This window comes from Nocardia sp. XZ_19_385, assembly GCF_015355755.1.
GTDB lineage: Bacteria > Actinomycetota > Actinomycetes > Mycobacteriales > Mycobacteriaceae > Nocardia.
Genome location: NZ_JACVEE010000004.1, coordinates 463188 through 485885, shown reverse-complemented (window position 1 = coordinate 485885; position 22698 = coordinate 463188). Strand labels below are relative to the sequence as shown.

The window sequence follows — 22698 nt, the reverse complement described above, 5'->3', positions numbered from 1 at the left end:
GGAGGCGCCACTACCCACCCTGGGGGTGCGGGAACGCCACCTGCCCTCGCGCCGAGGACCCTGCCTAACAACCGATCTCACTCGGACTTCGCGTCATGGGGCCTCTCCACTGTCGATGACCGCTCCTCCAAGATCGCGCGGATTGCCCGCAGCTGCGACTTGATCTCCTCCTGCTCCTCGTGTTTGAACGCATCGTTGTCCACGATGAGTTTGCTCGCGAAGTGGGCGGTGATCAGCGGGATGACGAGCAGCACCATGATGGAGATGAGACCGCCGGCCAGGAACCTGCCCGCCGCGGAATTGGGATACAGATCGCCGTAGCCGACGGTCGACGCGGTCACCACCGCCCACCAGATCGCGTCACCGAAGGATTTGTTTTCCTCGAACGACCAGAACAGCAGGGCGCTGACGAAGATCAGGGTCAGATAGGTGCCCAGCAATGCTTTGGGTGAGTTGGTGGCCGTAAGCAGGACCTGCTTCAACAATTTCATCGCTACATGGTGCCCTCAGTGAGATAAGAAAGAAATACGCGAGCCCGGCGAGCCCAATCCGCTGGTAGCGGCAGACCGAACGTGCTCGGTATCTACCCATGAGAATTCCTATGAAGCAGTTACGAACTGTCAATGTGGAATTCGCGGGATCGCCGCCGACGAGAGTCTTCTCGTCAGGCCCCACTACAGCCCCTGCGATTATCAAGGCCGCGAACAAACCCACGATCAGCCAGTTGAGCGCATCCCGCCCTGGAAGTACTGCAGGCCCGGCGATCGGTAGTAGACCGGGGGTTGCCCGCCGGGTACACCGGGAGCTCGGCAATCGCGATCCCATCGAATTCCCGCCCGCCCAGCCAGCTCAGGGAACTCCCGGATGCGCCACCCACCAAGATCGCACAGACTCGACTACATGCGACTCCTCCGATTCCTCGCTGCCGCAGCGATTCTCATCGCCGCACTCGCCGCCGCCGGCCCGGCTTCCGCCACCCCCCGGCAGCCGCTTCCCGCCCCCACCGGCCCGTTCGCCGTCGGCGTCCAGGAGTTCCACCTGATCGACGGCCGCCCAGACATCTGGGTCCCCGAACGCAACCGCGAGCTGATGGTTTCCGCCTGGTACCCCGCCCTCGCACCGGTCGGCAAGCGGGATCCATATGCGACCCCGCAAGAGTCCGCCCTGATCCTCGCCTCGCAGAAGGTCGACGGCCTCGTGCCCGAGGCGCTGAGCGAGGTGGCGACCCATGCATACGTCGACGCACCCCAGCTGGGCATCCCGCTGCCCACCGTCGTGCTCTCCCCCGGCTTCGGCATGCCTCGCTTCTCCCTCACCACGCTGGCCGAGGACCTGGCCAGCCGCGGCTATCTCGTCCTGGGCATCGATCACACCTACGAGGCCGCGGCGATCACCTTCCCGGACGGACGCATCACCGAATGCGTTGCCTGCCAAGGACGTCCGGACGCCGAGAAGTTTTCCGTGAACCGCGCGCAGGATGCGTCCTTCGTGCTGGATCAGCTGATCCCTCGCCTGCCCGTGGACCGGACCCGCATCGCCATAGGCGGCCACTCCGCGGGCGGTTTCGCCGCGCCGTACGCACTCGCGGAGGACGCCCGCATCCGCGCGGGGTTCAACCTGGACGGCGGCTTCCCCGCACTGCCCTACGGCCGGGCGGTCGGCCTGCCGTTCCTGATGATGGGCGCGCCGCACCACGCACCGACCGGGGAGTACGGCCCGAAGTGGGCTGGGGTCTACGACGCGTTCAACGGCTGGAAACGCTGGTTGATTGTCGACGGTTCCACGCACGGATCGTTCACCGACTACGGCCCGATCGCCGACTACCTGGGCATCGAGCTGCCGGGCAATACGTTGAACGGCACTCGCGGGATCGAACTGACCCGCAAGTATGTGGGCGCTTTCCTGGATCACCACCTGCGCGGCGTCCCGGCGCCGATCCTGGACACCGCCGGCGACCCCGAGGTCCGCATCGTCTGACGTCTCGTTTCCGACGAACCGTGGACGTGACCCAGGTCACGGTGGGAAGCTCGAAGGAACGTGTCGACGCAAGGAATCAAGACCATGGCGGACAAGACGGGTGGCTCTACGGGGGGCAACGGCAGAGTATTCAGTGTGGACCGGCCGGAACGGATCCGGAATGTGGTGCTGGTCGGGCACAGCGGTTCGGGGAAGACGACGTTGGTGGAGGCGATGGCGCTGACCGCGGGGGCGGTCAACCGGGCGGGGCGGGTGGAGGACGGGACGTCGCTGTCGGACTACGACGAGATCGAGCATCGGCAGCATCGATCGGTGCAGTTGTCGGTGGTGCCGATGGCCTGGGAAAACATGAAGGTCAACCTGGTGGACACACCGGGTTACGCGGACTTCGTCGGCGAACTCCGGGCGGGACTCAGGGCGGCGGATGCCGCCCTGTTTGTTTTGTCGGCGGCGGAGGGTCCGGAGGGGGTCAGCGGTACGACGCGCGCGTTGTGGGAGGAGTGCGCTGCGGTCGGGATGCCGCGGGCCATCGTCATCACCCATTTGGACACCGCGCGTGGAGATTTCGACGAGATGGTGGAGACCTGTCAGGCGGTGCTGGGTGCGGGGTCCTCGGAAAACATTCTGCCGCTGCATCTTCCGGTGTACGGCCCGAAGAGTCCGGACGGTCACCGCCCGGTGACGGGGCTGATCGAACTGCTGCCGAACTGCGTCGTCGACTATTCTTCCGGCGCGGGCGTGAAGAACGAACCGTCCACGGAGCAGCGGGAATTGCTGGAGGAAGCCAGGAACCGCCTGATCGAGGGCATCATCGCCGAAAGCGAAGACGAATCGCTGATGGACCGCTACCTCGGCGGCGAGGACATCGAACTGTCCACCCTGGTAATCGATTTGGAGCGTGCCGTGGCGCGCGGCAGTTTCCACCCGGTGCTGTTCGGCGCACCCGCGCCCGAGGGCGCCCGGCAAGGGCTGGGCACGGTGGAGCTGCTGGACTTGATCACCGGAGGCTTCCCGACCCCCGCCGAGCACGTCGTCTCCGCGGCAGCGCTGGGAACGGGCGCGAAAACCCGTCCGCTGCCCTGTGATCCGGAGGCCACGCTCGCCGCCGAAGTCATCCGGACCGCCTCCGACCCGTACGTCGGACGGGTCTCGCTGGTGCGGGTCTTCTCCGGAACCCTGCGCGCGGACGACACCGTGCACGTCTGCGGACACGGACTGGCCGAACGCGGCCGCCCCGACCACGACGCCGACGAACGAGTCGGCGGCGTGACCGCTCCGTTCGGCAAACAGCAACGCCCGCAAGGGCAAGTCATCGCGGGCGACATCGCCTACGTCACCAAACTGAGTCACGCGGAAACCGGCGACACACTCTCCGGCACCGACACTCCCCTGATCATCGATCCGTGGCCGATGCCGGACCCGTTGCTGCCCATCGCGGTTCGCGCCCACAGCAAAGCCGACGAAGACAAACTCTCCCAGGGCCTCAGCAGATTGGCCGCCGAGGATCCCGCCGTCCGGGTCGAGCACAACGCCCAAACCCATCAGCTGGTGTTGTGGTGCCTGGGCGAAGCCCACCGCGACGTCGCTCTGGAACGGCTGCGCACCCGATTCGGCGTGCAAGTCGACGTGATCGATCACAAGGTCGCCCTGCGAGAAACCTTCGCGGGCAAGGCGAAAGCGCGCGGCCGGCATGTGAAGCAGTCCGGCGGTCACGGCCAGTACGCGGTCTGCGAGATCGAGGTGGAACCGCTGCCCGGCGGTTCCGGAATCGAGTTCGTCGACAAGGTGGTGGGCGGTGTGGTGCCCCGGCAGTTCATCCCCTCCGTGGAGAAAGGCGTTCGCGCCCAATCGTTGAAAGGCGTGGCGGCCGGCTATCCCCTGGTCGACATCCGGGTCACGCTCTTCGACGGGAAGGCGCACTCCGTCGACTCCTCCGACGCCGCGTTCCAGACCGCCGGCGCGCTCGCCCTCCGCGAAGCCGCGAGCACCGCGGGCATCGATCTGCTGGAACCGATCGCCGATGTCTGGGTCGTGGTCACCGACGACTACGTCGGCCCGGTGCTGTCCGATCTGTCCAGCCGCCGCGGCCGCGTCCTCGGCACCGAACCGCACGGCATCGGCCGCACCCGCATCCACGCCGAGGTCCCGGAACTGGAACTGAGCCGCTACGCCATCGACCTGCGCTCGGTCTCGCACGGCACCGGCGACTTCAGCCGCACCTACACCCGGCACGAACCGATGCCCGCCCAGCTCGCGGCCACCGTCCGGGCCGGGGCGAAGGACTGAGACACGGATCTGATCCGCTGCCCAGTCGCAGTTACTCAGCCACTATCCTGAGACGCATGGCACCAGGTAAGGGCGGCACGCCGTCGAAGGAAGCGAAGGCCGCGGCGAAAGCGGCCCGCAAGCAGGCCTCGAAAGAGCGTCGCCAGCAGCTGTGGCAGGCGTTCCAGATGCAGCGCAAGGAAGACAAGTGGCTGCTGCCGCTGATGATCGGCGCGCTGCTCGGCCTGACCGCGATCGCCCTGGTGATCGGCCTGCTCACGGGCCTGCAGTGGTTCCTGCTGCCGCTGGGCATTCTGCTCGGCGTGCTGGCCGCGTTCATCATCTTCGGCCGCCGGGTGCAGAAGAACGTGTTCGCCAAGGCCGAGGGCCAGGCCGGCGCGGGCGCCTGGGTGCTGGACAACCTGCAGGGCAAGTGGCGGGTCAAGCAAGGTATCGCCGCCACGACTCAGCTGGACGCGGTGCATCGGGTGATCGGCCTGCCGGGCGTCATCCTGGTCGGTGAGGGCAACCCGCAGCGGTTGAAGAGCCTGATCGCGCAGGAGAAGAAGCGCACCGCCCGCCTCATCGGCGATACCCCGATCTATGACGTCACCATCGGCAACGACGAGGGTCAGATCGCGCTGAAGGATCTGCAGCGCTGGCTCACCAAGCTGCCCCGCAATATCGACACGAAGCGGATGGACAACATCGAGGGCCGGTTGGCCGCGCTCAGCGCGCGTACCGGTCCGGCGCTGCCGAAGGGCCCGATGCCCGCCGGCGCCAAGATGAAAGGCGTGCAGCGCACTATCCGTCGCCGCTGATCCTGTTCTGACGAAGGCCCGCGTCCCATTGATTGGGACGCGGGCCTTTGCGTATCTGCCATAGCCGCAGCACATTTCGCCAGCTCCGAGCCGTCGCGCTGACAGGCAGTGAAAATGTTTCCGCCACTCGGGAACACAACGCCAGTTTCTAACCTTTAAACACTGCATGAGCGGTTATTCGATCGCTCGACCAAGGAGTGGAGACTATGACCGCCGTGCAGCATCACACCGTCCAGATCCAGGGCCACACCGTCTTCTACCGCGAGGCGGGCGACCCGGCGAACCCGACCATCGTTCTGTTGCACGGCTTTCCGAGCAGCTCCGCGATGTTCCGCAACCTGCTGCGCGACCTGAGCGACAGCTACCACCTGATCGCGCCGGACCATCTCGGCTTCGGGCAGTCGGAAATGCCGCCGGTCAGCGAATTCGAGTACAGCTTCGACAAACTCACCGAGATCACCGCCGAACTCCTCGACACCCTCGGCATCGAGAAGTTCGCCCTCTACATTCAGGACTACGGCGCACCCATCGGCCTGCGCATCGCGAGCGAGAACCCGGAGAAGGTCACCGCGATCATCACCCAGAGCGGCAATGCCTACCTCGAGGGCTTCACCCCGTTCTGGGACCTCTTGTTCGCGCACGCCAAGGACCGCGCGGCGAACGAGGCCGAAGTTCGTAAGCTGCTCGACCTCGAGGCCACCATCTGGCAGTACCGGCACGGCGCCCCGGAGGACCGGCTCGCACTCATCAGTCCGGACACGTGGACCCTGGACCAGGCTTACCTGGATCAGCCGGGCAACAAAGAGATTCAGCTACAGCTGTTCTGGGACTACCAATTCAACCTCGATGGCTACCCCGTCTTCCAGAAGTACTTCGCCGAGCACCGCCCGCCGCTGCTGATCGCCTGGGGCGAGCACGACGAGATCTTCGGTGCCGACGGGGCTCGGGCCTACCTGCGCGATCTGCCCGACGCGGAACTGCACCTACTGGACGCCGGCCACTTCGCGCTGGAGACGCACGGCCCCGAAATCGCGGAGCTCATCCGAGACTTCCTCAGCCGCGTGCTGCGCTGAGCAAGGCGCGCGTCCGATAGCGGTCTTCATGTATGCGAATCGTGCAGAATTCAGCCGAAAGTGGCCGAAATCAACCGTGCAGGCCGAATTTTGCACGGTCTGCATACATCAACGAGCTCGCGCCAACCCCGTGCCTGTCGCGCGGTCGTGCATGCCGCGACCATCCCCGTCGGTGAACAGCGCGGGCACCACGAACACCAGCAGCACCTGCCGGAACAGCGCCCGCAGGAACCCGACCGCCACCGGCGCATCCACGCGAATCACCCGGATCTTCAAGAAGTACTGCCCCGGCGTGAACCCGAACAGCGTCACCGCGAGCACCCCGACCACGAACCACACGCCCCAGGTCGGGGTGCTCAGCGCGTTCATCACCGCTTCCAGCTCCGACGGCGGCGTCTTCCCGGCCGGAATGTTCATCTCCGACACGAGCTGCGCGCCGTTCGGCCGCAGGAGCACCGCGGCGATACCGATCGACAGGATCCAGTCCACGAACAGCGCCGCGATTCGCCGCCCCATCCCCACCAGCGACCCGACGCCCTCCTTCGGCAGACCCAGATGCTCTCCCGGATACTCCGGAGTAGCCGGGTCGCCCGGCTCGGGGGTCGGTCCGGACAGCCAAGAGCCGGTCATGCGTGCCATGCCCCCACAATAAGGGGCCGTCGAGCCCCCTCCGACGCCGGAGCCAACAGGGCAGATGGGAGAATTGTCCTGCTGGTCTAGCCCGGGTGGCGATCCTCACCCGTTCAGCCGCACGTGTAACACTGGCGAAACACAGCCTTGACTGCCGGGAAACTTCGCATCCATAGCGTCTGGCGCGACGAACCCATGCAATCGACACAGGCTGGGAACCGATCCGTAAGGAGAACAAGTGACGTTCAGCACGGCCGACGAGGTCATCAAGCACATCAAGGAAGAGGATGTCGAATACGTCGACATCCGCTTCACCGATCTTCCCGGTGTGCAGCAGCACTTCTCCATCCCGGCCAAGGCGTTCACCGCCGACCTCGCCGAGGAAGGGCTCGCGTTCGACGGTTCCTCCGTCCGTGGCTTCCAGTCCATCGACGAGTCGGACATGCTGCTGCTCCCCGACTTCAGCACCGCGCGCATCGACCCGTTCCGCGCCGCCAAGACGCTGAACCTGAACTTCTTCGTGCACGACCCGCTGACCCGCGAGGCCTACTCCCGCGACCCGCGCAACATCGCGCGTAAGGCGGAGGAGTACCTGCGGTCGACCGGCATCGCCGACACCTGCTACTTCGGTGCCGAGGCGGAGTTCTACATCTTCGACTCGATCCGCTACGACTCGGCCATGAACGGCGCCTTCTACGAGATCGATTCGGTCTCGGGCTCCTGGAACACCGGTGCCGATCGCAACCCGGACGGCTCCCCCAACCTGGGCTACAAGGTCCGCAACAAGGGTGGCTACTTCCCCGTCGCACCGTACGACCACTACGTCGACCTGCGCGACAAGATCTCGACCAACCTGCAGAACGCGGGCTTCGAGCTGGAGCGCGGCCATCACGAGGTCGGCACCGCCGGTCAGGCCGAGATCAACTACCGCTTCAACACCCTGCTGGGCGCCGCTGACGACCTGCAGCTGTTCAAGTACATCGTGAAGAACACCGCGTGGCAGGAAGGCAAGTCTGTCACCTTCATGCCGAAGCCGCTCTTCGGCGACAACGGCTCGGGCATGCACGCCCACCAGTCGCTGTGGAAGGACGGCAAGCCGCTGTTCCACGACGAGGCCGGCTACGGTGGCCTGTCGGATCTGGCGCGTCACTACATCGGCGGCATCCTGCACCACGCCCCGTCGCTGCTGGCGTTCACCAACCCGACCGTCAATTCGTACCACCGTCTGGTGCCGGGCTACGAGGCCCCCATCAACCTGGTGTACTCGCAGCGCAACCGTTCGGCTGCCGTGCGTATCCCGATCACGGGCTCCAACCCGAAGGCCAAGCGCATCGAGTTCCGCGCGCCGGACTCCTCGGGCAACCCGTACCTGGCCTTCGCCGCCATGATGATGGCCGGCATCGACGGCATCAAGAAGAAGATCGAGCCGCTGGCTCCGGTCGACAAGGACCTCTACGAGCTCCCGCCGGAGGAGGCCAAGAACATCCCGCAGGCCCCCACCTCGCTGGCGTCGGTCATCGACAAGCTCGAGGAAGACCACGACTACCTCACCGAGGGTGGCGTGTTCACCGAGGACCTGATCGAGACCTGGATCGACATCAAGCGCACCCAGGAGATCGCCCCGATCAACCTGCGTCCGCACCCGTACGAGTTCGAGCTCTACTACGACGTGTAAGCCTGACCTGCGCGTTTACGCCTGATTCGGGCGTTCGGTACGCAGTAGGTACGCAGTAGACGGCAGCGAGTCCATCCGCTTCGTGATCACATCAGCGATCACCTTGCGGGTGGACTCGTCTGTATCCGGCCACAGGTGGCCGTAGGTGTCCAGGGTGGTCTTCGCGTTCGCGTGCCGCATCCGCGCCTGGACCACTTTGATGTTCGCGCCGTTCGCGATGAGCAGGGACGCCAGGTAGTGCCGCAGATCCTGGAATGTGAATTCCTCCGGCAACCCGTCTATTTTCGGCCTGACCGCGCGGAGTGCGCGATCGATCTGCCATGGGGGCACTGGCTTTCCGAATTCATCGGTGACGACATTCTTCCCTGGCCAGGACTGCACCGCGGCCGACAACATCAATGCCAGCTCACGAGCGATGGGGACCGGTGCATCCGAACCCGGGGTCTTCAGGTCTCGCGCTGGCCACTGTTGTTTCGGATGAACGACCCCCCGAATGAAATCAACATCGGTCACACGCAGGCCGGCCGCCTCTGAGATCCGCAAGCCCGCAAATGCGCCCAAAAGGATCGCGGATTGGAGGTGTTTGGGCATCGCGTCGTGTAGGGCCCAAACCTGTTCGGTGGTCGCGCAATACACTTTTTGCTTGCCCATGGGCGGTGCGGTGCGCTTCGAACATGGATTGCGTGCCAGAATGCCGTCCAACACAGCGTCTTCCATGATTTGAGACAAACGGCCATGGAGCGCGTAGACGTAACTTTGCTCGTGCCCAGCGGTTTTCAGCTTGGCTGTCCATGCCTTGATCGCGGATGGACGGACCGCGGACAACTGCATGGCGCCGAATTCAGCGTTGATCTGCGCGATGTGAACCTTTGCTTGTCGAATCGTCGTGTCGCGATGGATTGCGTAGCCCTCGATCCATTCTTCGCACCATTGCTTCACCGTGCGCTTTGCGTCGCGGGGTGCAACGTGGGTGCCCTGGACCAGAGCCGCAACCTGATCATCCAACCATTTTTGTGCGTCGGTCTTGCGGGCGAAGCGTTTGGTGTGTTCGCCGTCGGCGTCGTCGACGTAGCGGGCGCGCCAGCGTTTGCCCTTGCCGTGCAGCTTGGACGGAACTCGGCGGACCGTACCTTCTTCGTCTCGGACTTCCTTGGTCCAGAGGTCTTCGACACCGGCCCGCCGGTTCCGTCTCGCTGTCATCGCTATGCCGCTCCTCCACGTCCGGTTTGGGCTTCTTGCTGTTCGATCCAGGCTTCGACGACGCTCTGCCGCCATACGCGCCGGCGCCCGAGCTTGAAACTGGGCGGCCCGGCACCGATGTGCGCCCAGTATCGCCATGTGGCCGCAGGGATGCCGGTGAGTTCTTCACAGTCTTGGGCCTGCATATAGCGATCGTGGTTCATGAGATTCCTCCTACTTCGGCGGTGTATTCCTGTGCGGCGGTAAGGGTTCGGGTGACGGTAGATGAGCTGAGTTCGACGCGTTCGGCGATGCGGGCGTGGGCCCAGCCTTCGTCGTGGCGAAGGTGCAGGATTTCGGCAACCTTGTCGGGGTTTCGGCGGCCTGCGGGATCCGCACTGCACAGTTGCTCAGCGATCGCGGCCCAGCGGTCGGTCGGTGCAGTGGCTTCGATTTCGATGCGTTGGCCCGGTTCCAGCTCGGGCGGGGTGAGGGATTCGATCCGGTTCGTTGCGGTCGAGCGGGTCTCGGTGTGGACCTCACGCACCGAGACGGTGCGTACCGTTTCCGGGGTGTGCACCGGGTCCGGGTCGGTGTGCATTGGTGGTGTGGAGTGGTGATCACCGACGATCATGTGCGCGAGGGCGGCGCCCATACCGAGAACCACAACAGGAAGACAGGCAACCAGGACGGTCACCGGCCATGGCGCGATGGTCACGCCAGCGGCTTGCATGAGGTGGTAGGCGACTTGCCCGGTGGCGCCGAGGGTGAGGCTGCCGATGGCGGAATATTTGGCGTAGCTGCGGGTTCGGTCGGATCGGATGCGTCCGGACAGCCACACATACAGCGCGTAAGAGGCGTAGGTTTCCATCCCGATCGGCAGGGTGATTGCGGTATTGATGGTGAAGTTGTCGGCGATCCCCGGCAGCGGGTGCACGGGCCCGAAACCGGTAAGTTCACCGAGGCCGACCCAGCCAGACCAGATCGCGACGAACGCCGGCAACGCGAGCAGCAGCACCGGCCACGGCCGCAAACGGCCCGCAGGCTGCTGCGCACCGTTGTGTGCATCGTCTGGTGCGTGGTGGTGCGCAGCATCATCGCTGCGCACCGTGTCCGCACCGGAGGGGTTTCCGGTCACGCTCCACCTGCTTTGCTGGGTGGGGTGTAGACCGCGGTGTAGAGCTTGGCGCGGTCGTCGGCGGGGTCGGGTCCGGCGTAGGTGACCGACAGGACCGCACCGACCTCGAACGCTCCAGCACCAGCCTTTTCCATCGCGGCGCCGATTGCCTGTTCCATGCGAAAGGTCGGGTAGAGGTTACGCAGGCCTGCCGGGGTGTCGACGGTGATGAACAGCTGCTGGACGACGTTGCCCTTGCGGTCCTTGTCGACTTCTCCGGGGGCGCCGCCGATTTTCAGTTTCGGCTGTTCGCCGATGTCGGTGACCTTGCCGTAGACGGTGGTGCCGGGTTGGGCGTTCTTGCCGAATGCACTCGGTGGTTTGGCGGCGGCCTGCTTGAAACGCTGGCTGAAATCGATGCTCATGATGAAGGTGTTCCTTTCGGGGCTATTTGTTGAAATCTGTTCAGCGGCTTCGTGTTCGGCCCGAGGACCGCTGAAATCGCTGGTGTTGGGAGTGGTAGTGGTGATCGAGGTAGGGGACGGGTTCGAGGTCTTCGATGAGGTGGCCGGCGGCGAAGTGGTCGGTGAGGTCTTTGCCGTCGCGGGCTTGCACGATCCGGATGTCGCCGACGGTGCGGTGCAGGGTGTCAGCGACCTTGGCGGCGTGGCGGTAGCCGGGGCGGTCCCGGTCAGCGACCACGACCACGCGGGAGGCTCCGCGTAGCCATTTCGCGTGTTCTTGGGTCCAGGACCCGGCGCCCATGGCATTGCAGGTGGCGGTCAACCCGGCCCGCTCGGCGGCCTGGACGTCCTTCTCGCCTTCGCAGATGAAGATGTCGTGGCCGTGCTCGCGGGCTTCCTGGATGCGGTCCAGCTGCCATGGGATCGGTGCGAATCTGCCTTTCTCCCAGTCGGTTCCGTTCCATCGGGCCTGCCAGAACGACTTCGCGTGGCCGTGCTCGTGTGGGGTTTCGACACGGGCGACCGCGCCTTCGGGTCGGCCGTCGGGCCAGCAGTAGACGTAGGTGTCGACGGTCTCTCCTGGCCCGGTGCGGACACCGAGGTCGGGTTTGGACAGGATCGGGAACCGCGCTGCAGCGATGGCCTGCTCCACTGGGGTCGGAGCCTTGTCGTCCTGGCGGTGTTGCTCCGGCCGGCGCGTAGCTTGCTGCTGTTGCGGTTGGTTGCGGGGTGGGAGCCGGTCGAACATGTCCCGTACTTCCAGTTGCCGCTCCTCGGTCGGATGCCGGAGGGCTGCAAGAACTTTCACGTCGTCGCAGGTGGCCCAGCAGCGCACGATGGTTTTGGCTTGCTCCGGGTCGTAGCGGATCCCGAGGCTGGGGGTGTGGTGGTTACCGTCGGCCTCGTGTACCGGGCACAGGTAGTTCGTCCACTTCAGCGGGTTCCCGCTGCCGCGCCCCGGCCCCATCTTCTGGTCCAGGGCAGTGGTGATGATCTTCCACGAGTTCTGCTGTGGTGCAGCAGTTTCCGTGCGGCCGGCGGCGCTGTGCGGGGTGGTGGGTCGTACCGGTGGGGTGTAGTCGTGGCTGACGGTGCGGATGCCGGCGGCGGTGCTGAGGTTGACGGTGTGGGTCGCGCCTGGGGAGTGGTCGCGGATGAAAGCCAGGCAGATATCGGCGCCGAATCGCACCATCTGTTCGTTGCGGCGATAGCCTGCGGCTTTGCCGTGGGCGTCCCAGTTGGCGGGGTGGGCTTCGACCTGCCCGCCCCACGTCGTCCAGATCTTCGCCGCGAGCCGGTCCGCGCCTGGGGCGTCACCGTGCACCAGGACCGCGCCGCGGGTCCGGTAGGGCTGCAACGCTTCCCGGATAGTGACCGCGTTGTCCCAGGAACGCGACCCTGTCACCAGGATCCGGAACTCGGGTGGAGTGCTCATCGCCGATCACCTGCCCCGCTCCGGCCGCGGCTGCTGGCGCTGCGGCTCGGTCAGATCGCGGGCCTGCGCCTGGCTGCGCAGCTGGATATCGGTGACTCCGGAGGCGTCACCGTTGTCGATACAGTCATAGACGACCCCGTGCAGGAATCGCTCCATCGTCTTCGGGGCCTGCTGCCAGTCGTGGTGAGCGTCGGAGAGGTATTCCCAATGCTGGGCATGCGGGCCGATCTTCCACCGCTGGGAGATCGCCGCCTGCTGGGCGAAGTATTGGTCCATCTCGGTGTCGCTTACGGTGGGCCGCAACGCCTGTCGCTGCAGCGCGACGTACTCGGTGAAATCGGTGCGCATCATTTCTTCGTGTTCGCTGTGCATGGCTATCGGGTCCGTTCGATTCGCTTGTGCCGCAGGCTGTTCACCGCGGCTGCCTGCTCGTTGAGTTGTCGGGTGCGGTCTGCGGCGAAGGCACCACTGACCGGGATCGGCGCACTGGCGCGGATGGATGCGGCATTGGGCCACAACCGTTCCCCGCGCTCGGTGAGCTGCACAGTTTCTTCGGCGGCGTTCCCGTACCGGTTTCGGTAGACGAGTTCGGCAGCCCGCTGCTGCTGGTGGTGGTCGCTCATGTCAACGGCTCCGCTCGCGGCCGTTGCGCTGCGGACGGTCCGGTGCGGGCTTGTCGTTAGTGGCTTCGTGCACGTCCTGAGACCGCCACGGCTGAGTGGTCTCCGGCTCACTGGCGTAGATCGGCTGCCCGGACTTTTCGCGTGCTTCGTGCTCAGCCCAGTATTTCTCGGCCCCACCGTTGGCCCACCAGCGAGCAACCTCGTCGGCGTGGTCACCGCCGTTGGTGAAGCGCTGCCAATCGACATCTCCGAGCTGACGTTTCGCGATCGGCGGCACATCGGCCACGTTGTCCAGGGCCTCGGCCATGTTCTGGCCGACCAGCTTGTTCCAGTCCCGCAGCGCCTCGCTCGGAGCCTCGGGCGACTTCTGCTGCGGAGTCCCTGGCTGCCCCGACCCGGTCGGGGCGCCGGCGCGGTTGCCGTAGCGCTGACGTTCGGGGGTCGCGCGGACCAGCTTGGCGACGGCTTCGTCACGTTCGCGCTTGTACCGATCACGCTCTGCGGCAACTTGATCCACGTTCGGGCGGTCTCGGAGTTCGCCGATCTCGTTGGCCATGCGCAGGTTCCGGTTCTTCAACTCATCGATGCGCCCGTTCGCCACCGCCAGCAGCCGCTTCATCTCGTCGCGGTCGGCGGTAACCGAATCCAGGCCACGCTGCAGCATCCCGACCCGGGACTCCAACTGGTCGCGGTCGGCGGTGATATCGGACAGGTGCCGCTCGATCTGCGCCAACCGGTCCTCACCGGAATCGACGGTGGGTTTCACCGATCGGGCCGGCACGCCTTGGGCGCCTTCCAGGTCGACGGCGCGGGAGTCCCTTCCGGGTCCGCGCTGCTGCGCGGCGGCGGACGGGTGTTCGCGGTCGGGACGGGCGATGGTGCCGCGATACCAGTCGCGGACCTCGTCGGCGGCCATGTTGGCAGGGCCGTCGACGCTGAGCACCGGGTCTTCGGCGCCACCGCGATCGAGGTCCTTGACGCGTACCCGCACCGTCGTGCCGGGGCTGGCCTGGATCTTCTCCAGCTGGCTCTGTGTCCAGGACGCGATATCGGATTCGGTGTCGTGCGCGCCGTAGAGGGTGCGGGCTCCTGGCTCTCCTTCCGGGAAGTAGCTGATGGAGCTGTGGAACCGGTCCCATACGAAGCCCCGCGCCGGTGGATCGGGCTGCGTGGTGTCGGGGGAATGCATTTCGAGTTCGCTGATCCGCCTGCGCAATTCGGTGTTCTCCGCGCGCAGGACCTCCGGGTTCGCGCGGCGTTCGGCGGCGACACGCTGCTCGGCGAGGACCCGGTCGTTGCGATCGCGCTGCAGGTGGATCCGGCGTTCGGAGTCGACCGCGGCCGCCCGCGCGGTGAGGGCGTCGTGGGCGTTGATCGGCGGGAACAGGTTGTCGACCTCGACGTGTGGGTGGCGTTCGAGGATGTTGAGGGCTTGGACCACCTGGCCGCGGTGTTCGAGTCGCAGCGCGGTGTTGTGGACGGTGGACTCGATGCCGTATCGGATGCCGGACAGGCGTTGCTGTTGGGCGGCGACCCATTCCGGATCGGCGCCGTGCCGCATTCGGGACTGCACGGCGTTGGCCTCGTGCTGGTAGTCGCTGACGCGTTTGGTGAACCAGGCCGCGGCGATGCGCTGCTCTCCGACCTGGATCCGCAACGCTTCGGCCAGGTCCCGCTTTTCGCGGCGGGTGAGCTTGCGGACGCCGGTGTAGTTGTTGCGGTGGCGGTGGGCTTGGATCCACCCGCGGGCAGTGGTGATGACCTCACGCAGGGTGCGGGAAGTGTCGCGGCCGATGTCGTCCATCTCAGACATTTCGGTGTGTTCCTTTCAGAGATAAGGGAATTGCGGGGGGCTATCGGGTGCGACGCCGGCCACGGCTGCGGTCGTCACGGGCCTGCTGCAGGTCGTTGTCGAAGAGCGGGAAATCGGGTTCGTGTTCGCCGCGCTCTTGCCGTTCGAGCTGCTGGTCGCGGTGCTCTGCTGCAGCGTCGGTGAGCTTCAACCGGCTGGCATGCTCGTGGGCGACGTCGACCGCGGATTGGACCCGGTAGAGCCGCTGCTCGGCAGCCTCGAGAGCCGACAGCACCGCGTCATTGGCGTCGATCGGAGTGATCGGCGCACCAAGGTTGTCGACAGCCAATGACTCTGGGGAGTGCGCGAGATCGGCGTATTCGCCGGTGAGTCGCCCTAGTTCATCGCGCATCTGATCGATGTGGTTGTAGAACTTCGCCATCCGCCGGTACAGGTCCGAAGGCGCTGGCAGGATCGGTTCGTTCTCGTTGGGGTTCATGGTGTTTCGGTTCCTCTCGTGGGTTATAGCGCCGGCGGGACGGGGCCGGTGCGGGTGGTTTCGTGGCGGTCCCGGGCGGTTTCGAGGTGGCCGATCCCGGCCCGGAATTTGTGGGTGATGGCGCTGCAGGCTGCGGCGATCCCGGCGGCGGTTGCGCCGGTGACGGCGATGACGGCTTGGGTCAGCGGCGGCCGCAGCGCGGCGTTCCAGCACAGGTAGGTGATCCAGCCGAGGCCGTAGACCGCGAGTGGGCCGCCCACGATCAGCGGTTCACCCCAGCCCGCGACCACCACCAGGGCGGTGATGAGGAGCGAGCCGCCGATCCCGGCCCGCAGCAGCTGCGGGCGCACACCTCGCCGGCGCGCGGCGGGCGCCGCGGGTTCGAGGGTCGCGGTATCGGGTTTGACCAGCCGCAGAGCCGGTTTCGCCGGTGCTGGTTCCGCCGGCGGGGGTGGTGCGTCCTGTCCGATGTGGAACGGTGCACTGCTCGCGGCGGCGGCGAGGAAGTCCGAGGCTTCGTTGGCCAGGATTTCGCCCATGAGCTGCGGGTCGGTGGGTCCGTCGAAGTCCTCGGGATCGTCGTCGTTGTGGTCGTTATTGCGGATGATGCGCATTGCTGTTGCCTTCCAATCGGATTCGGTTTCAGGCCGCGACAGGGCGAGTGGTCGCTGTGCGGGCAGCGTTGTCAGCGAGCCGGGTCCCGGGCAGCGGGGTGAGCTGGCTGGTGTGGACGGGCACGATCTGTCCGTATTGGGCGTGTCCGGCTTTGGCGTAGACGAATTGGCCGGTCTGGAATTTGCGGACCCGGTCCGGGTCGACCAGCCACTGCTCACCGACGGAAACTTGGCCTTCGTCGCCGTGGCGTTGGCCCTTGATCAGGTGTCGGGTGGGCAGCATGTGCCGGATCGAGCCGAAGTGCTTGCACAGCTCGCCGGCGTTCTCGATGTAGCCGAGCAGGATCCCGCCCGCGCACGCCTTCAAGAGCCGCGCCAACTTCCAGGCACTGAGCGCGACACCTTCGGGCGATTGAGCCGACAGCCCGATCGAAACACCTTGCGAGCGTCCACGTTCGAGCACATCCTCCAACGCGAGGGCGCCTTGGCTTGTGGTCAGTGCGCTGGTCTCATCGAGCAGCAGCGACACACTGCGACGCTGGGTCTTGGCGGTACGGCCCGCGGTTTGCATGATCATCCGCAGGATCGCCGAGACCTGGGCGCGGGCCGCGTCCTTGTCCAGTCCAGGGACGGTCACATACAGCATGTCCAGGTCGGCCAGGTCGCGGCCGCCGTCGAACACCATCTGCCCGTTCGGGTCCTGGAGCAGGTCGAACAGGTTGGAGCAGCGGATCAGCGCGTCATCGATCTGCGGAACCTTCTCGTCCTGCAGCGCGTCGACTTGCCGCACCACATCCGGGGCGCCACCCCAGAGGTCCTTGATCTTGTCCGGGTTCAGCCGGTCCAGGAACTCCGCCGAGGACCGCGGCGGTCCGCAAGGTGCACCGACGACCAGCGACACGATGCGCCGGCGCATCTCGTCGAAGTGCTGGCCTTCGCTGGTGGTGGCCTCTCCGACACCGAGCAGGTCGATTACGACGGCCTGCATTTCCCGGGCGGTCATGGTCTGCCACAGTTCCAGCCGGTCACCGAAGGGCACCAACGCGATCCGGTCGGCTTCGATACCCATCGCGAGCCCGTGCGCTCGCAGCTCGATACCGAGGTCGACGTCGTCTTGGCCGCCCTTGCAGGAGATCACCACCAGCAGCGGGCGCGGATGACGGCCCGACATTCCGGGCACGTCCTTCCACCGCTGCCAGGCCCGCCACTCGTAGTCCAACGTGCCCAGTGCGCAGCGCTTTTGCAGCTCGGTTTTGCCGCCACCGGTGGTTGCGAAGATGGCGTAGTGGCGGCGGGCTTCCTTGTGGGGCAGGGTCATCCACGACTGATGCCGCGCGGTCAGCTCGGTCCACAGCCCCAGCGGGTTTGCCGATTTCCGTTCCGCCAGCGGTCCCAGCACGATCGACTCGCCCACGCTGAACGGCGCCCCGTTGCTCGCGGCACGGACCGCGGCGGCGAAGCGACGCTCGGCGCTGCGGTTGCGGACCCGTTCGGTGCGATCGAGGGACTTCAACCCGACCGTGTTGGTCTTGTGGAGGAACTTCGCCCACGCGTAGGTGGCGGCGAACCCCGACAGCGGCAGCCCGAGGGCCAGCATCATCCGCACCCCGGACCACTCCCCATCCGTGAGACGGGAAGCCCCGGTCCAGAACAGCACCGCCGGCACCGACCAGGACCCGCCCGCGATCGCGGACGCTGCGGGCAGCAGCAGGGATCCGGTGGCGAAGTTCCGCAACCGATGCGGCGCCAACGGAACCCGGGAAGCGACGGCGACGATCATCACCAGCATCGCGACAATGACCACCCCGCATACCGTGGCTGTCATCGCCGCGTCGCCGACCGTGGACATGTCCGGCATATCCCAGCCGTCGACGTGTGGGATCGGTGGTGGCTTGGGCTGAATCACACCGGGTGGCAGCGGGTCCTGAATCTGTCCCGGAGGACCCGGCGCATGCTGTGGTGACGCCGGCGGGGCGGTCTTGGTGCCGAGCGGATCGCAATCGTTCCACGTGATCAGCGGTTTGCAGTTCGGGTTGGTCATGACGCGTCCTTGGCGATGTGGAGTCGGTTGCGGGTCAGGCGTTTCGTCGCGCGTTCGCGGTCGCGCCGGGAGAGGTAGGTCGACCATTCGTCGTCGAAATCCAGTGCCTTGAAAGCGATGTCGATGGCCTTGATCTCGGCCGGCAGCCGATTGACGGCGGCCCACACCCCGTCCTGGACGGTGGCGGTGCGGCACAGATACAGCAGGCCGACGAGCTGGTCGGCGGCACCGAGCTGCGCGGCGTCGCGGACCGCGCGGATCGCGCCCTGCAGCGCGATGTCCATGGCTTGGGGCATTTTTCGGGTCAGCTCGACCTCGACCGCCCACCACTGCAACTCCCGCCCGACCCGTTGCAGGAACCAGCCATCGTGGATGTGGAAGCGGCCTTGGCGCGGTTCCCGACCCGTGCTGAACAGCGCCGGCTGCCGTGACATCGCCGCGGCTTGCGTCGCCAGATGCCGCAGCCTGCGCTCGGACACCCACCGCTGCGGGTCGGAGCCGACCAGCATGGCGCGGGCCTGCGCGACCGCTCGGTAGTGGTTGGCGTGCGTCAGCGGAGGTGTCCAGTCCTTCGCCTGCCAACCCAGATAGCGGGACGCAGTCCGGGGAGTCGGATACACCCAGGCCCGCCCAGGCTGGACCCTCGTCAGGGGGTGCAGCTGACCCTGCTCGATCAGCAGCGTCGCGAACTCGTAGATGGTGCTCAGCTCTGCCCGCATGAGTTCGGCAAGAACGTCGACCTGAACCCCGTGCATGTCCGAGACCACCGATAGCAGCAGGTCCTGGCGGCCGGAAAGTCCGCGTCGGTGAGCGGCAGGCAGCAGTCTGCCCACCGATCCGTAAGGGATGCCCAGCTCGGCCGCGATCTCCTTCTTCGTCAGCCCCTGGCAGCGCAGCTCGGCTGCCTCACCAAGGCACTTCTCGACCTTGCTTAGGGAGATCCCCAGTGCCCGCGCGATCTCCCTATAGGCCATGCCGGTGGTGCGGAGCCCGTCGACAATCTGTGCCCGATGTGTGCGTTCCAATGCGGCGTAGCGGAGTTTGGCCTTGTGATTCATCGGGTTCGCTCCAGTCCTCGTGTGCGGGCTGGTGATCGGCGGCCGGCGATGTCGCGGCGAGCCTGCTCGATCACCGCCCGCGTACCGGTGGTGTCGGCTGGCCTCGACTGGCGCGGACTGCCCGCGTTGTCGCCGGCCTGCCGAAGTGCGGCGGCCCCGCCAAGTTCGGAGATGATGCGATCGACGACCGCGGGCGCCAGCTTGTGGCGGTCTGCGATCAGGTGACCGGTGGCGCCCTGACGGACCTCGGTGGCGATCAGTTCACGCCGCTCGACCTGACGGGCTTCGCGGTCCGTTTTCGGGGTCCGTTGCGCGCGAATAGGTTTGGCGTCGGGATGATCGATGCTTTCCTCGTCCCATTCGAACGGCAGCGCCCATCCGTGCTTCTTGCCGAGTTCGCGGGCCCCCTGCGACGGTCCAGGGGTCATCTGAAGTTGGTTGAACAACTTCTCGATCTGGCGATGCCGGCCCGCGGTGATCTCTTGCCCAGCCGACTTGTTGCCCGGGACGGGGCGGCCGGTCAACGCCCGCATGCTGGCGACCTGGATGCCCAGCTCACGGGACAGCTGAGCTTGCGGGTATCCGAACGCCACCAATGCTTGGATGCGGCGTACCGACCCGGTGATCGGCACCAGCGACTTGTCCGGTGCGATCTCGGCACAGTGTTCGGGGACCGGGATCGCCAGCAGTGCCTGTTCGGTGCGGCGGGTGATGAACGCGACCTCGGGAAGCCGCGACAGCACGGTGTGGTGGACCCCGGCTAGTCGTGCCACCTGGTTTTGGTTCAAACCGGCTGCCCGAAGTTGTTCGAGGTGCGCGCGGGCGGCGGCAGGGTCGAGACGGTCGGGATCCCAGGACCCGAGGATCTGTTGCTTGTAGCGGGTCGAGGTGTAGCAGTGCGAGCACATCCCGCGCGAGAAATCCCCGGGGGCGCCACATCCGCAGGTACGGAACTGGGGTGCGTTCATCGGGTTCGCTCCCGTCGCTGACGCCGCGGCTCCCGGCGGGCGGCGATATCGTGGCGGGCCTTCTTGATGAGCTCCCACATGTCCGTCGCGTCGACACCCCGCCGCTCTGCGGCGTCGGCCGAGCGGGTCCACCGCGCCAGCTGCAACGCCTCCCGTTGCGCCGGGGAGGCTTCCCGCTTCGCCCGCGTCTGGTGGGAGTCGTAGAGATACGCCTGACGACGGCCGGTTCCACGAACTTGTGCCTCGTACTCACTGACCGGGCGCTTGTTCTCCGCGTCCAGCTGTCGCCACGTCCGCAGATGCTGCGGTGCCATCCGCCAAGGCCACGTCGGGATCCCGTGCTGGCGGCCTTCCGGATCCAGGTACTTGCTCATGACGACGCCCCCAAAGATTGGGCGACGCGGTCACCGAGCCAGCGGGCGACGTTGACGCTGACGGCGTTGCCGATCTGGGTGCGGACCTCATCGATCGACCGGTTGCCGACCTTGACGGTCTTGCCGTGGAAGACGTAGTTGTCCGGGAAACCTTGTGCGCGTGCGCGTTCCCGGCGGGTCAGGAACCGATGCGTCGGACCGTCGCCGGTGAGGGTGGCGATCGCGTGGTGGTTCCCGCCGGCGGTCACGGTCGCCAGTGGGTGCCGGTCGGCGCGCATCGCTTTCGCGTGCTTGCGGTAGGTGACCAGATGCGGCACACCGTGCTCGGTGATCTGCTCGATCTGCGGAGTCACATACAACCGCCGCGTCACCAAAGGTCCGAGGTCCGGGTCCAGGATCGCGGTGGCCGGTGTCCGCTCGACCGGCGGCACGGTCAGGTCGACGTCACCACGGCGGGTGAACACGGCGTAGAAGCGTTTCCGGTTCTGCGACACCGGGTTCGGACCGATGTCGGCGGAGTTGAGGACAACGACCTGGTGCCTGTAGCCCAAAGCGGTCATCAGATCGAGCCATCCCCGGTAGAGCACCCAGCCCATGAACTCGGTGACGTTCTCCACGATCACCGCGTCGTAGGAGTGCACCTCGGTGGCGGCGATCACCGCGAACGCCGTGGCCCGGTCGATACTGCCGTCGTCGGCGCGCTGCCTCTCGACCTCGACGGTGGGCTTCTTGCGACCACCCGAGCGGGCAAACCACACACACGAGGGCGATGCCCACAGGACATCCGTGCGCAGGAACGACCGGAAATCGGTCTCCGACAGGTTCGCCTGCCGGTGATCGGTGTCGGGATGGTTGGCCTGATGCGTGGCGATGGCTGTGGCCCAATGGTTGGCCGCGGTCACAATCCGATAGCCGGCCTGCCGCAGCCCCTCGGAACTACCCCCACCACCACTGAACAGATCAGTAGCGGTCAGACCGCTCCCGGACCGCGCGCCCGCCACTTGCGCATAGGAGGTACTCATCGCGACCGCTCGATCCCGCGCCGCTTGGCAGGTCGCACGGCTTCGGTGATGCGCGCCGCGGTTCTCGCTCGAATCTCGTCGGCCTTCTGTTTGCCCCACTCCACATCGAGAGCCCGGTTACTGACGACCTTCCTCTCCGCCCACACCTCGATGTGGACCGAATCCCAGTGCGCGAGCTTCTCGTTCTCGCCAGCGCAGTTCTGGTAGTCCTTGGCTTGCCTGGAGTCGGTGGCAGCATCCAACATGTCTGAGAGCACCGAGTCGACAACATTGAGCCGCCGCTTCTCAGCTTCCAATGCCACCAACTCGGCCCGATCAGGTCTATGAGCGGTCATTGCCGCACCTCCGGCACCTGCGACGAGGGGACGCACGATCCCGGCCGCTCGGGCGGAACCCCCGCGGTCGCGGAGCGGCAGATGTTCGGTGATGGCGTGTAGTCCTGGTAATCGATCCACGCAGCAGTGCACCCGGCCATCCCAACCAGCAGCAGCAACGCGAAGGCTGCCAACCGCATACCGAGCGGCAGCACACCCAGCGGGGCGTAGACCGCGCCGACCCCGGTGAACTCCGGGCCCGCCATCGACTGCAGGGCGTGATGGCCGGTCCCTGGGCTCCGATCGAAGCGGGTGACCGTATACCCCTGCGGGGCAGGGTCTTTGCGCCACTGCCCGCTCATCGCGACCGCCGCCGATCCACTGCCATGGCCAGCTTGTGCTGCTCGCCGGCCGATGCCGTTCGACGGTTCGCCTGATCACACGCGACGTCGTGCACGATCTGGTGCGGGTTCAGCCCGATCTCATCGGCCCACTGCTCAATCCACTTCCACTCCTGGCCATAGCCGTTCGCGCGGACCGAGGCCGGTTGGTCCAGCGATGTACCCCCCGGGAACCGTTGTGACTCAACCTTGGACACCGTTTCCGCGATCACCATGGCCGTCGTCGCCTGATTCCGGGTCAACAATCGCGACGGCAGCCACGACACACCCCACTCATCCATCGCGGCGTACATGCGCACCGCCTGATGTGGTGTCGTCTCCGACCACATCCGGTTGCGGTTCACCTTGATACTCAT

Annotated in this window: 25 protein-coding genes; 5 read left to right on the top strand and 20 right to left on the bottom strand. The window is 66.1% G+C overall.

The window, feature by feature from the left end:
- Nucleotides 1-77: 77 nt before the first annotated feature.
- Nucleotides 78-491, bottom strand: coding sequence for a potassium channel family protein (locus IBX22_RS31190; RefSeq protein WP_194819331.1), 414 nt, complete (start codon nucleotides 489-491; stop codon nucleotides 78-80).
- Nucleotides 492-900: 409 nt separating this feature from the next.
- On the opposite strand from IBX22_RS31190, the gene IBX22_RS31185 reads away from it, so the two are divergent.
- The 4 genes from IBX22_RS31185 (at nucleotide 901) to IBX22_RS31170 (ending at nucleotide 6136) form a co-directional block, all read left to right on the top strand.
- Complete coding sequence (locus IBX22_RS31185; RefSeq protein WP_194819330.1) at nucleotides 901-1977, top strand: alpha/beta hydrolase; 1077 nt, start codon at nucleotides 901-903, stop codon at nucleotides 1975-1977.
- A gap of 84 nt (nucleotides 1978-2061) precedes the next feature.
- Nucleotides 2062-4263 carry an elongation factor G-like protein EF-G2 gene (locus IBX22_RS31180; protein WP_194819329.1) on the top strand — a complete coding sequence of 734 codons (2202 nt, stop codon included), beginning with the start codon at nucleotides 2062-2064 and terminating at the stop codon, nucleotides 4261-4263.
- Nucleotides 4264-4319: 56 nt separating this feature from the next.
- Complete coding sequence (locus IBX22_RS31175) at nucleotides 4320-5063, top strand: DUF4191 domain-containing protein (protein ID WP_194819328.1); 744 nt, start codon at nucleotides 4320-4322, stop codon at nucleotides 5061-5063.
- 206 nt (nucleotides 5064-5269) lie between these two features.
- Nucleotides 5270-6136 carry an alpha/beta fold hydrolase gene (locus IBX22_RS31170; RefSeq protein WP_194819327.1) on the top strand — a complete coding sequence of 289 codons (867 nt, stop codon included), beginning with the start codon at nucleotides 5270-5272 and terminating at the stop codon, nucleotides 6134-6136.
- A 108-nt stretch (nucleotides 6137-6244) separates the two neighbouring features.
- On the opposite strand, the gene IBX22_RS31165 is transcribed toward IBX22_RS31170, so the two are convergent.
- Nucleotides 6245-6775 (bottom strand): RDD family protein, encoded by a 531-nt coding sequence (locus IBX22_RS31165; RefSeq protein WP_194819326.1) that lies wholly within the window; start codon nucleotides 6773-6775, stop codon nucleotides 6245-6247.
- 229 nt (nucleotides 6776-7004) lie between these two features.
- Here IBX22_RS31165 and glnA point away from each other — a divergent pair, with 229 nt between their 5' ends.
- A complete protein-coding gene (glnA, locus tag IBX22_RS31160; RefSeq protein ID WP_194819325.1) occupies nucleotides 7005-8441 on the top strand; it encodes a type I glutamate--ammonia ligase in 1437 nt (478 codons plus the stop codon).
- 15 nt (nucleotides 8442-8456) lie between these two features.
- On the opposite strand, the gene IBX22_RS31155 is transcribed toward glnA, so the two are convergent.
- The 18 genes from IBX22_RS31155 to IBX22_RS31070 are packed head-to-tail and all read right to left on the bottom strand — an operon-like array spanning nucleotide 8457 to nucleotide 22698.
- Nucleotides 8457-9641: a site-specific integrase gene (locus IBX22_RS31155; protein WP_194819324.1), complete on the bottom strand. Its 1185-nt coding sequence runs from the start codon at nucleotides 9639-9641 to the stop codon at nucleotides 8457-8459.
- 2 nt (nucleotides 9642-9643) lie between these two features.
- Nucleotides 9644-9844 carry an AlpA family transcriptional regulator gene (locus IBX22_RS31150; RefSeq protein ID WP_194819323.1) on the bottom strand — a complete coding sequence of 67 codons (201 nt, stop codon included), beginning with the start codon at nucleotides 9842-9844 and terminating at the stop codon, nucleotides 9644-9646.
- The gene (locus IBX22_RS37695) at nucleotides 9841-10758 is read right to left on the bottom strand and encodes a sigma-70 region 4 domain-containing protein (protein WP_228539784.1); all 918 of its coding nucleotides are present in this window, start codon (nucleotides 10756-10758) and stop codon (nucleotides 9841-9843) included. The genes IBX22_RS31150 and IBX22_RS37695 overlap by 4 nt, the downstream gene beginning before the upstream one ends.
- The gene (locus IBX22_RS31140; protein ID WP_194819322.1) at nucleotides 10755-11162 is read right to left on the bottom strand and encodes a hypothetical protein; all 408 of its coding nucleotides are present in this window, start codon (nucleotides 11160-11162) and stop codon (nucleotides 10755-10757) included. The genes IBX22_RS37695 and IBX22_RS31140 overlap by 4 nt, the downstream gene beginning before the upstream one ends.
- Before the next feature lie 40 nt (nucleotides 11163-11202).
- Complete coding sequence (locus IBX22_RS31135; protein WP_194819321.1) at nucleotides 11203-12636, bottom strand: SLOG family protein; 1434 nt, start codon at nucleotides 12634-12636, stop codon at nucleotides 11203-11205.
- A gap of 6 nt (nucleotides 12637-12642) precedes the next feature.
- Entirely contained in the window at nucleotides 12643-12987 is a 345-nt protein-coding gene (locus tag IBX22_RS31130) for a hypothetical protein (protein WP_228539782.1), read from the bottom strand.
- A 23-nt stretch (nucleotides 12988-13010) separates the two neighbouring features.
- The gene (locus tag IBX22_RS31125; RefSeq protein ID WP_194819319.1) at nucleotides 13011-13259 is read right to left on the bottom strand and encodes a hypothetical protein; all 249 of its coding nucleotides are present in this window, start codon (nucleotides 13257-13259) and stop codon (nucleotides 13011-13013) included.
- A gap of 1 nt (nucleotide 13260) precedes the next feature.
- Entirely contained in the window at nucleotides 13261-15072 is a 1812-nt protein-coding gene (locus tag IBX22_RS31120; RefSeq protein ID WP_194819318.1) for a hypothetical protein, read from the bottom strand.
- Nucleotides 15073-15112: 40 nt separating this feature from the next.
- A complete protein-coding gene (locus tag IBX22_RS31115; RefSeq protein WP_194819317.1) occupies nucleotides 15113-15550 on the bottom strand; it encodes a hypothetical protein in 438 nt (145 codons plus the stop codon).
- A 23-nt stretch (nucleotides 15551-15573) separates the two neighbouring features.
- Nucleotides 15574-16164, bottom strand: coding sequence for a hypothetical protein (locus IBX22_RS31110; protein ID WP_194819316.1), 591 nt, complete (start codon nucleotides 16162-16164; stop codon nucleotides 15574-15576).
- A 28-nt stretch (nucleotides 16165-16192) separates the two neighbouring features.
- Nucleotides 16193-18205: a hypothetical protein gene (locus IBX22_RS31105; RefSeq protein WP_194819315.1), complete on the bottom strand. Its 2013-nt coding sequence runs from the start codon at nucleotides 18203-18205 to the stop codon at nucleotides 16193-16195.
- The gene (locus IBX22_RS31100; RefSeq protein WP_194819314.1) at nucleotides 18202-19263 is read right to left on the bottom strand and encodes a hypothetical protein; all 1062 of its coding nucleotides are present in this window, start codon (nucleotides 19261-19263) and stop codon (nucleotides 18202-18204) included. Before IBX22_RS31100 ends, IBX22_RS31105 begins: the two co-directional genes overlap by 4 nt.
- Nucleotides 19260-20231 (bottom strand): hypothetical protein, encoded by a 972-nt coding sequence (locus IBX22_RS31095; protein WP_194819313.1) that lies wholly within the window; start codon nucleotides 20229-20231, stop codon nucleotides 19260-19262. The genes IBX22_RS31100 and IBX22_RS31095 overlap by 4 nt, the downstream gene beginning before the upstream one ends.
- Nucleotides 20228-20605, bottom strand: coding sequence for a hypothetical protein (locus IBX22_RS31090; protein ID WP_194819312.1), 378 nt, complete (start codon nucleotides 20603-20605; stop codon nucleotides 20228-20230). Before IBX22_RS31090 ends, IBX22_RS31095 begins: the two co-directional genes overlap by 4 nt.
- The gene (locus IBX22_RS31085; protein WP_194819311.1) at nucleotides 20602-21627 is read right to left on the bottom strand and encodes a DNA cytosine methyltransferase; all 1026 of its coding nucleotides are present in this window, start codon (nucleotides 21625-21627) and stop codon (nucleotides 20602-20604) included. The genes IBX22_RS31090 and IBX22_RS31085 overlap by 4 nt, the downstream gene beginning before the upstream one ends.
- Nucleotides 21624-21962, bottom strand: a complete 339-nt coding sequence (locus IBX22_RS31080) for a hypothetical protein (RefSeq protein WP_194819310.1) — start codon at nucleotides 21960-21962, stop codon at nucleotides 21624-21626. The genes IBX22_RS31085 and IBX22_RS31080 overlap by 4 nt, the downstream gene beginning before the upstream one ends.
- Nucleotides 21959-22303 (bottom strand): hypothetical protein, encoded by a 345-nt coding sequence (locus IBX22_RS31075; protein WP_194819309.1) that lies wholly within the window; start codon nucleotides 22301-22303, stop codon nucleotides 21959-21961. Before IBX22_RS31075 ends, IBX22_RS31080 begins: the two co-directional genes overlap by 4 nt.
- Nucleotides 22300-22698: a hypothetical protein gene (locus tag IBX22_RS31070; RefSeq protein ID WP_194819308.1), complete on the bottom strand. Its 399-nt coding sequence runs from the start codon at nucleotides 22696-22698 to the stop codon at nucleotides 22300-22302. Before IBX22_RS31070 ends, IBX22_RS31075 begins: the two co-directional genes overlap by 4 nt.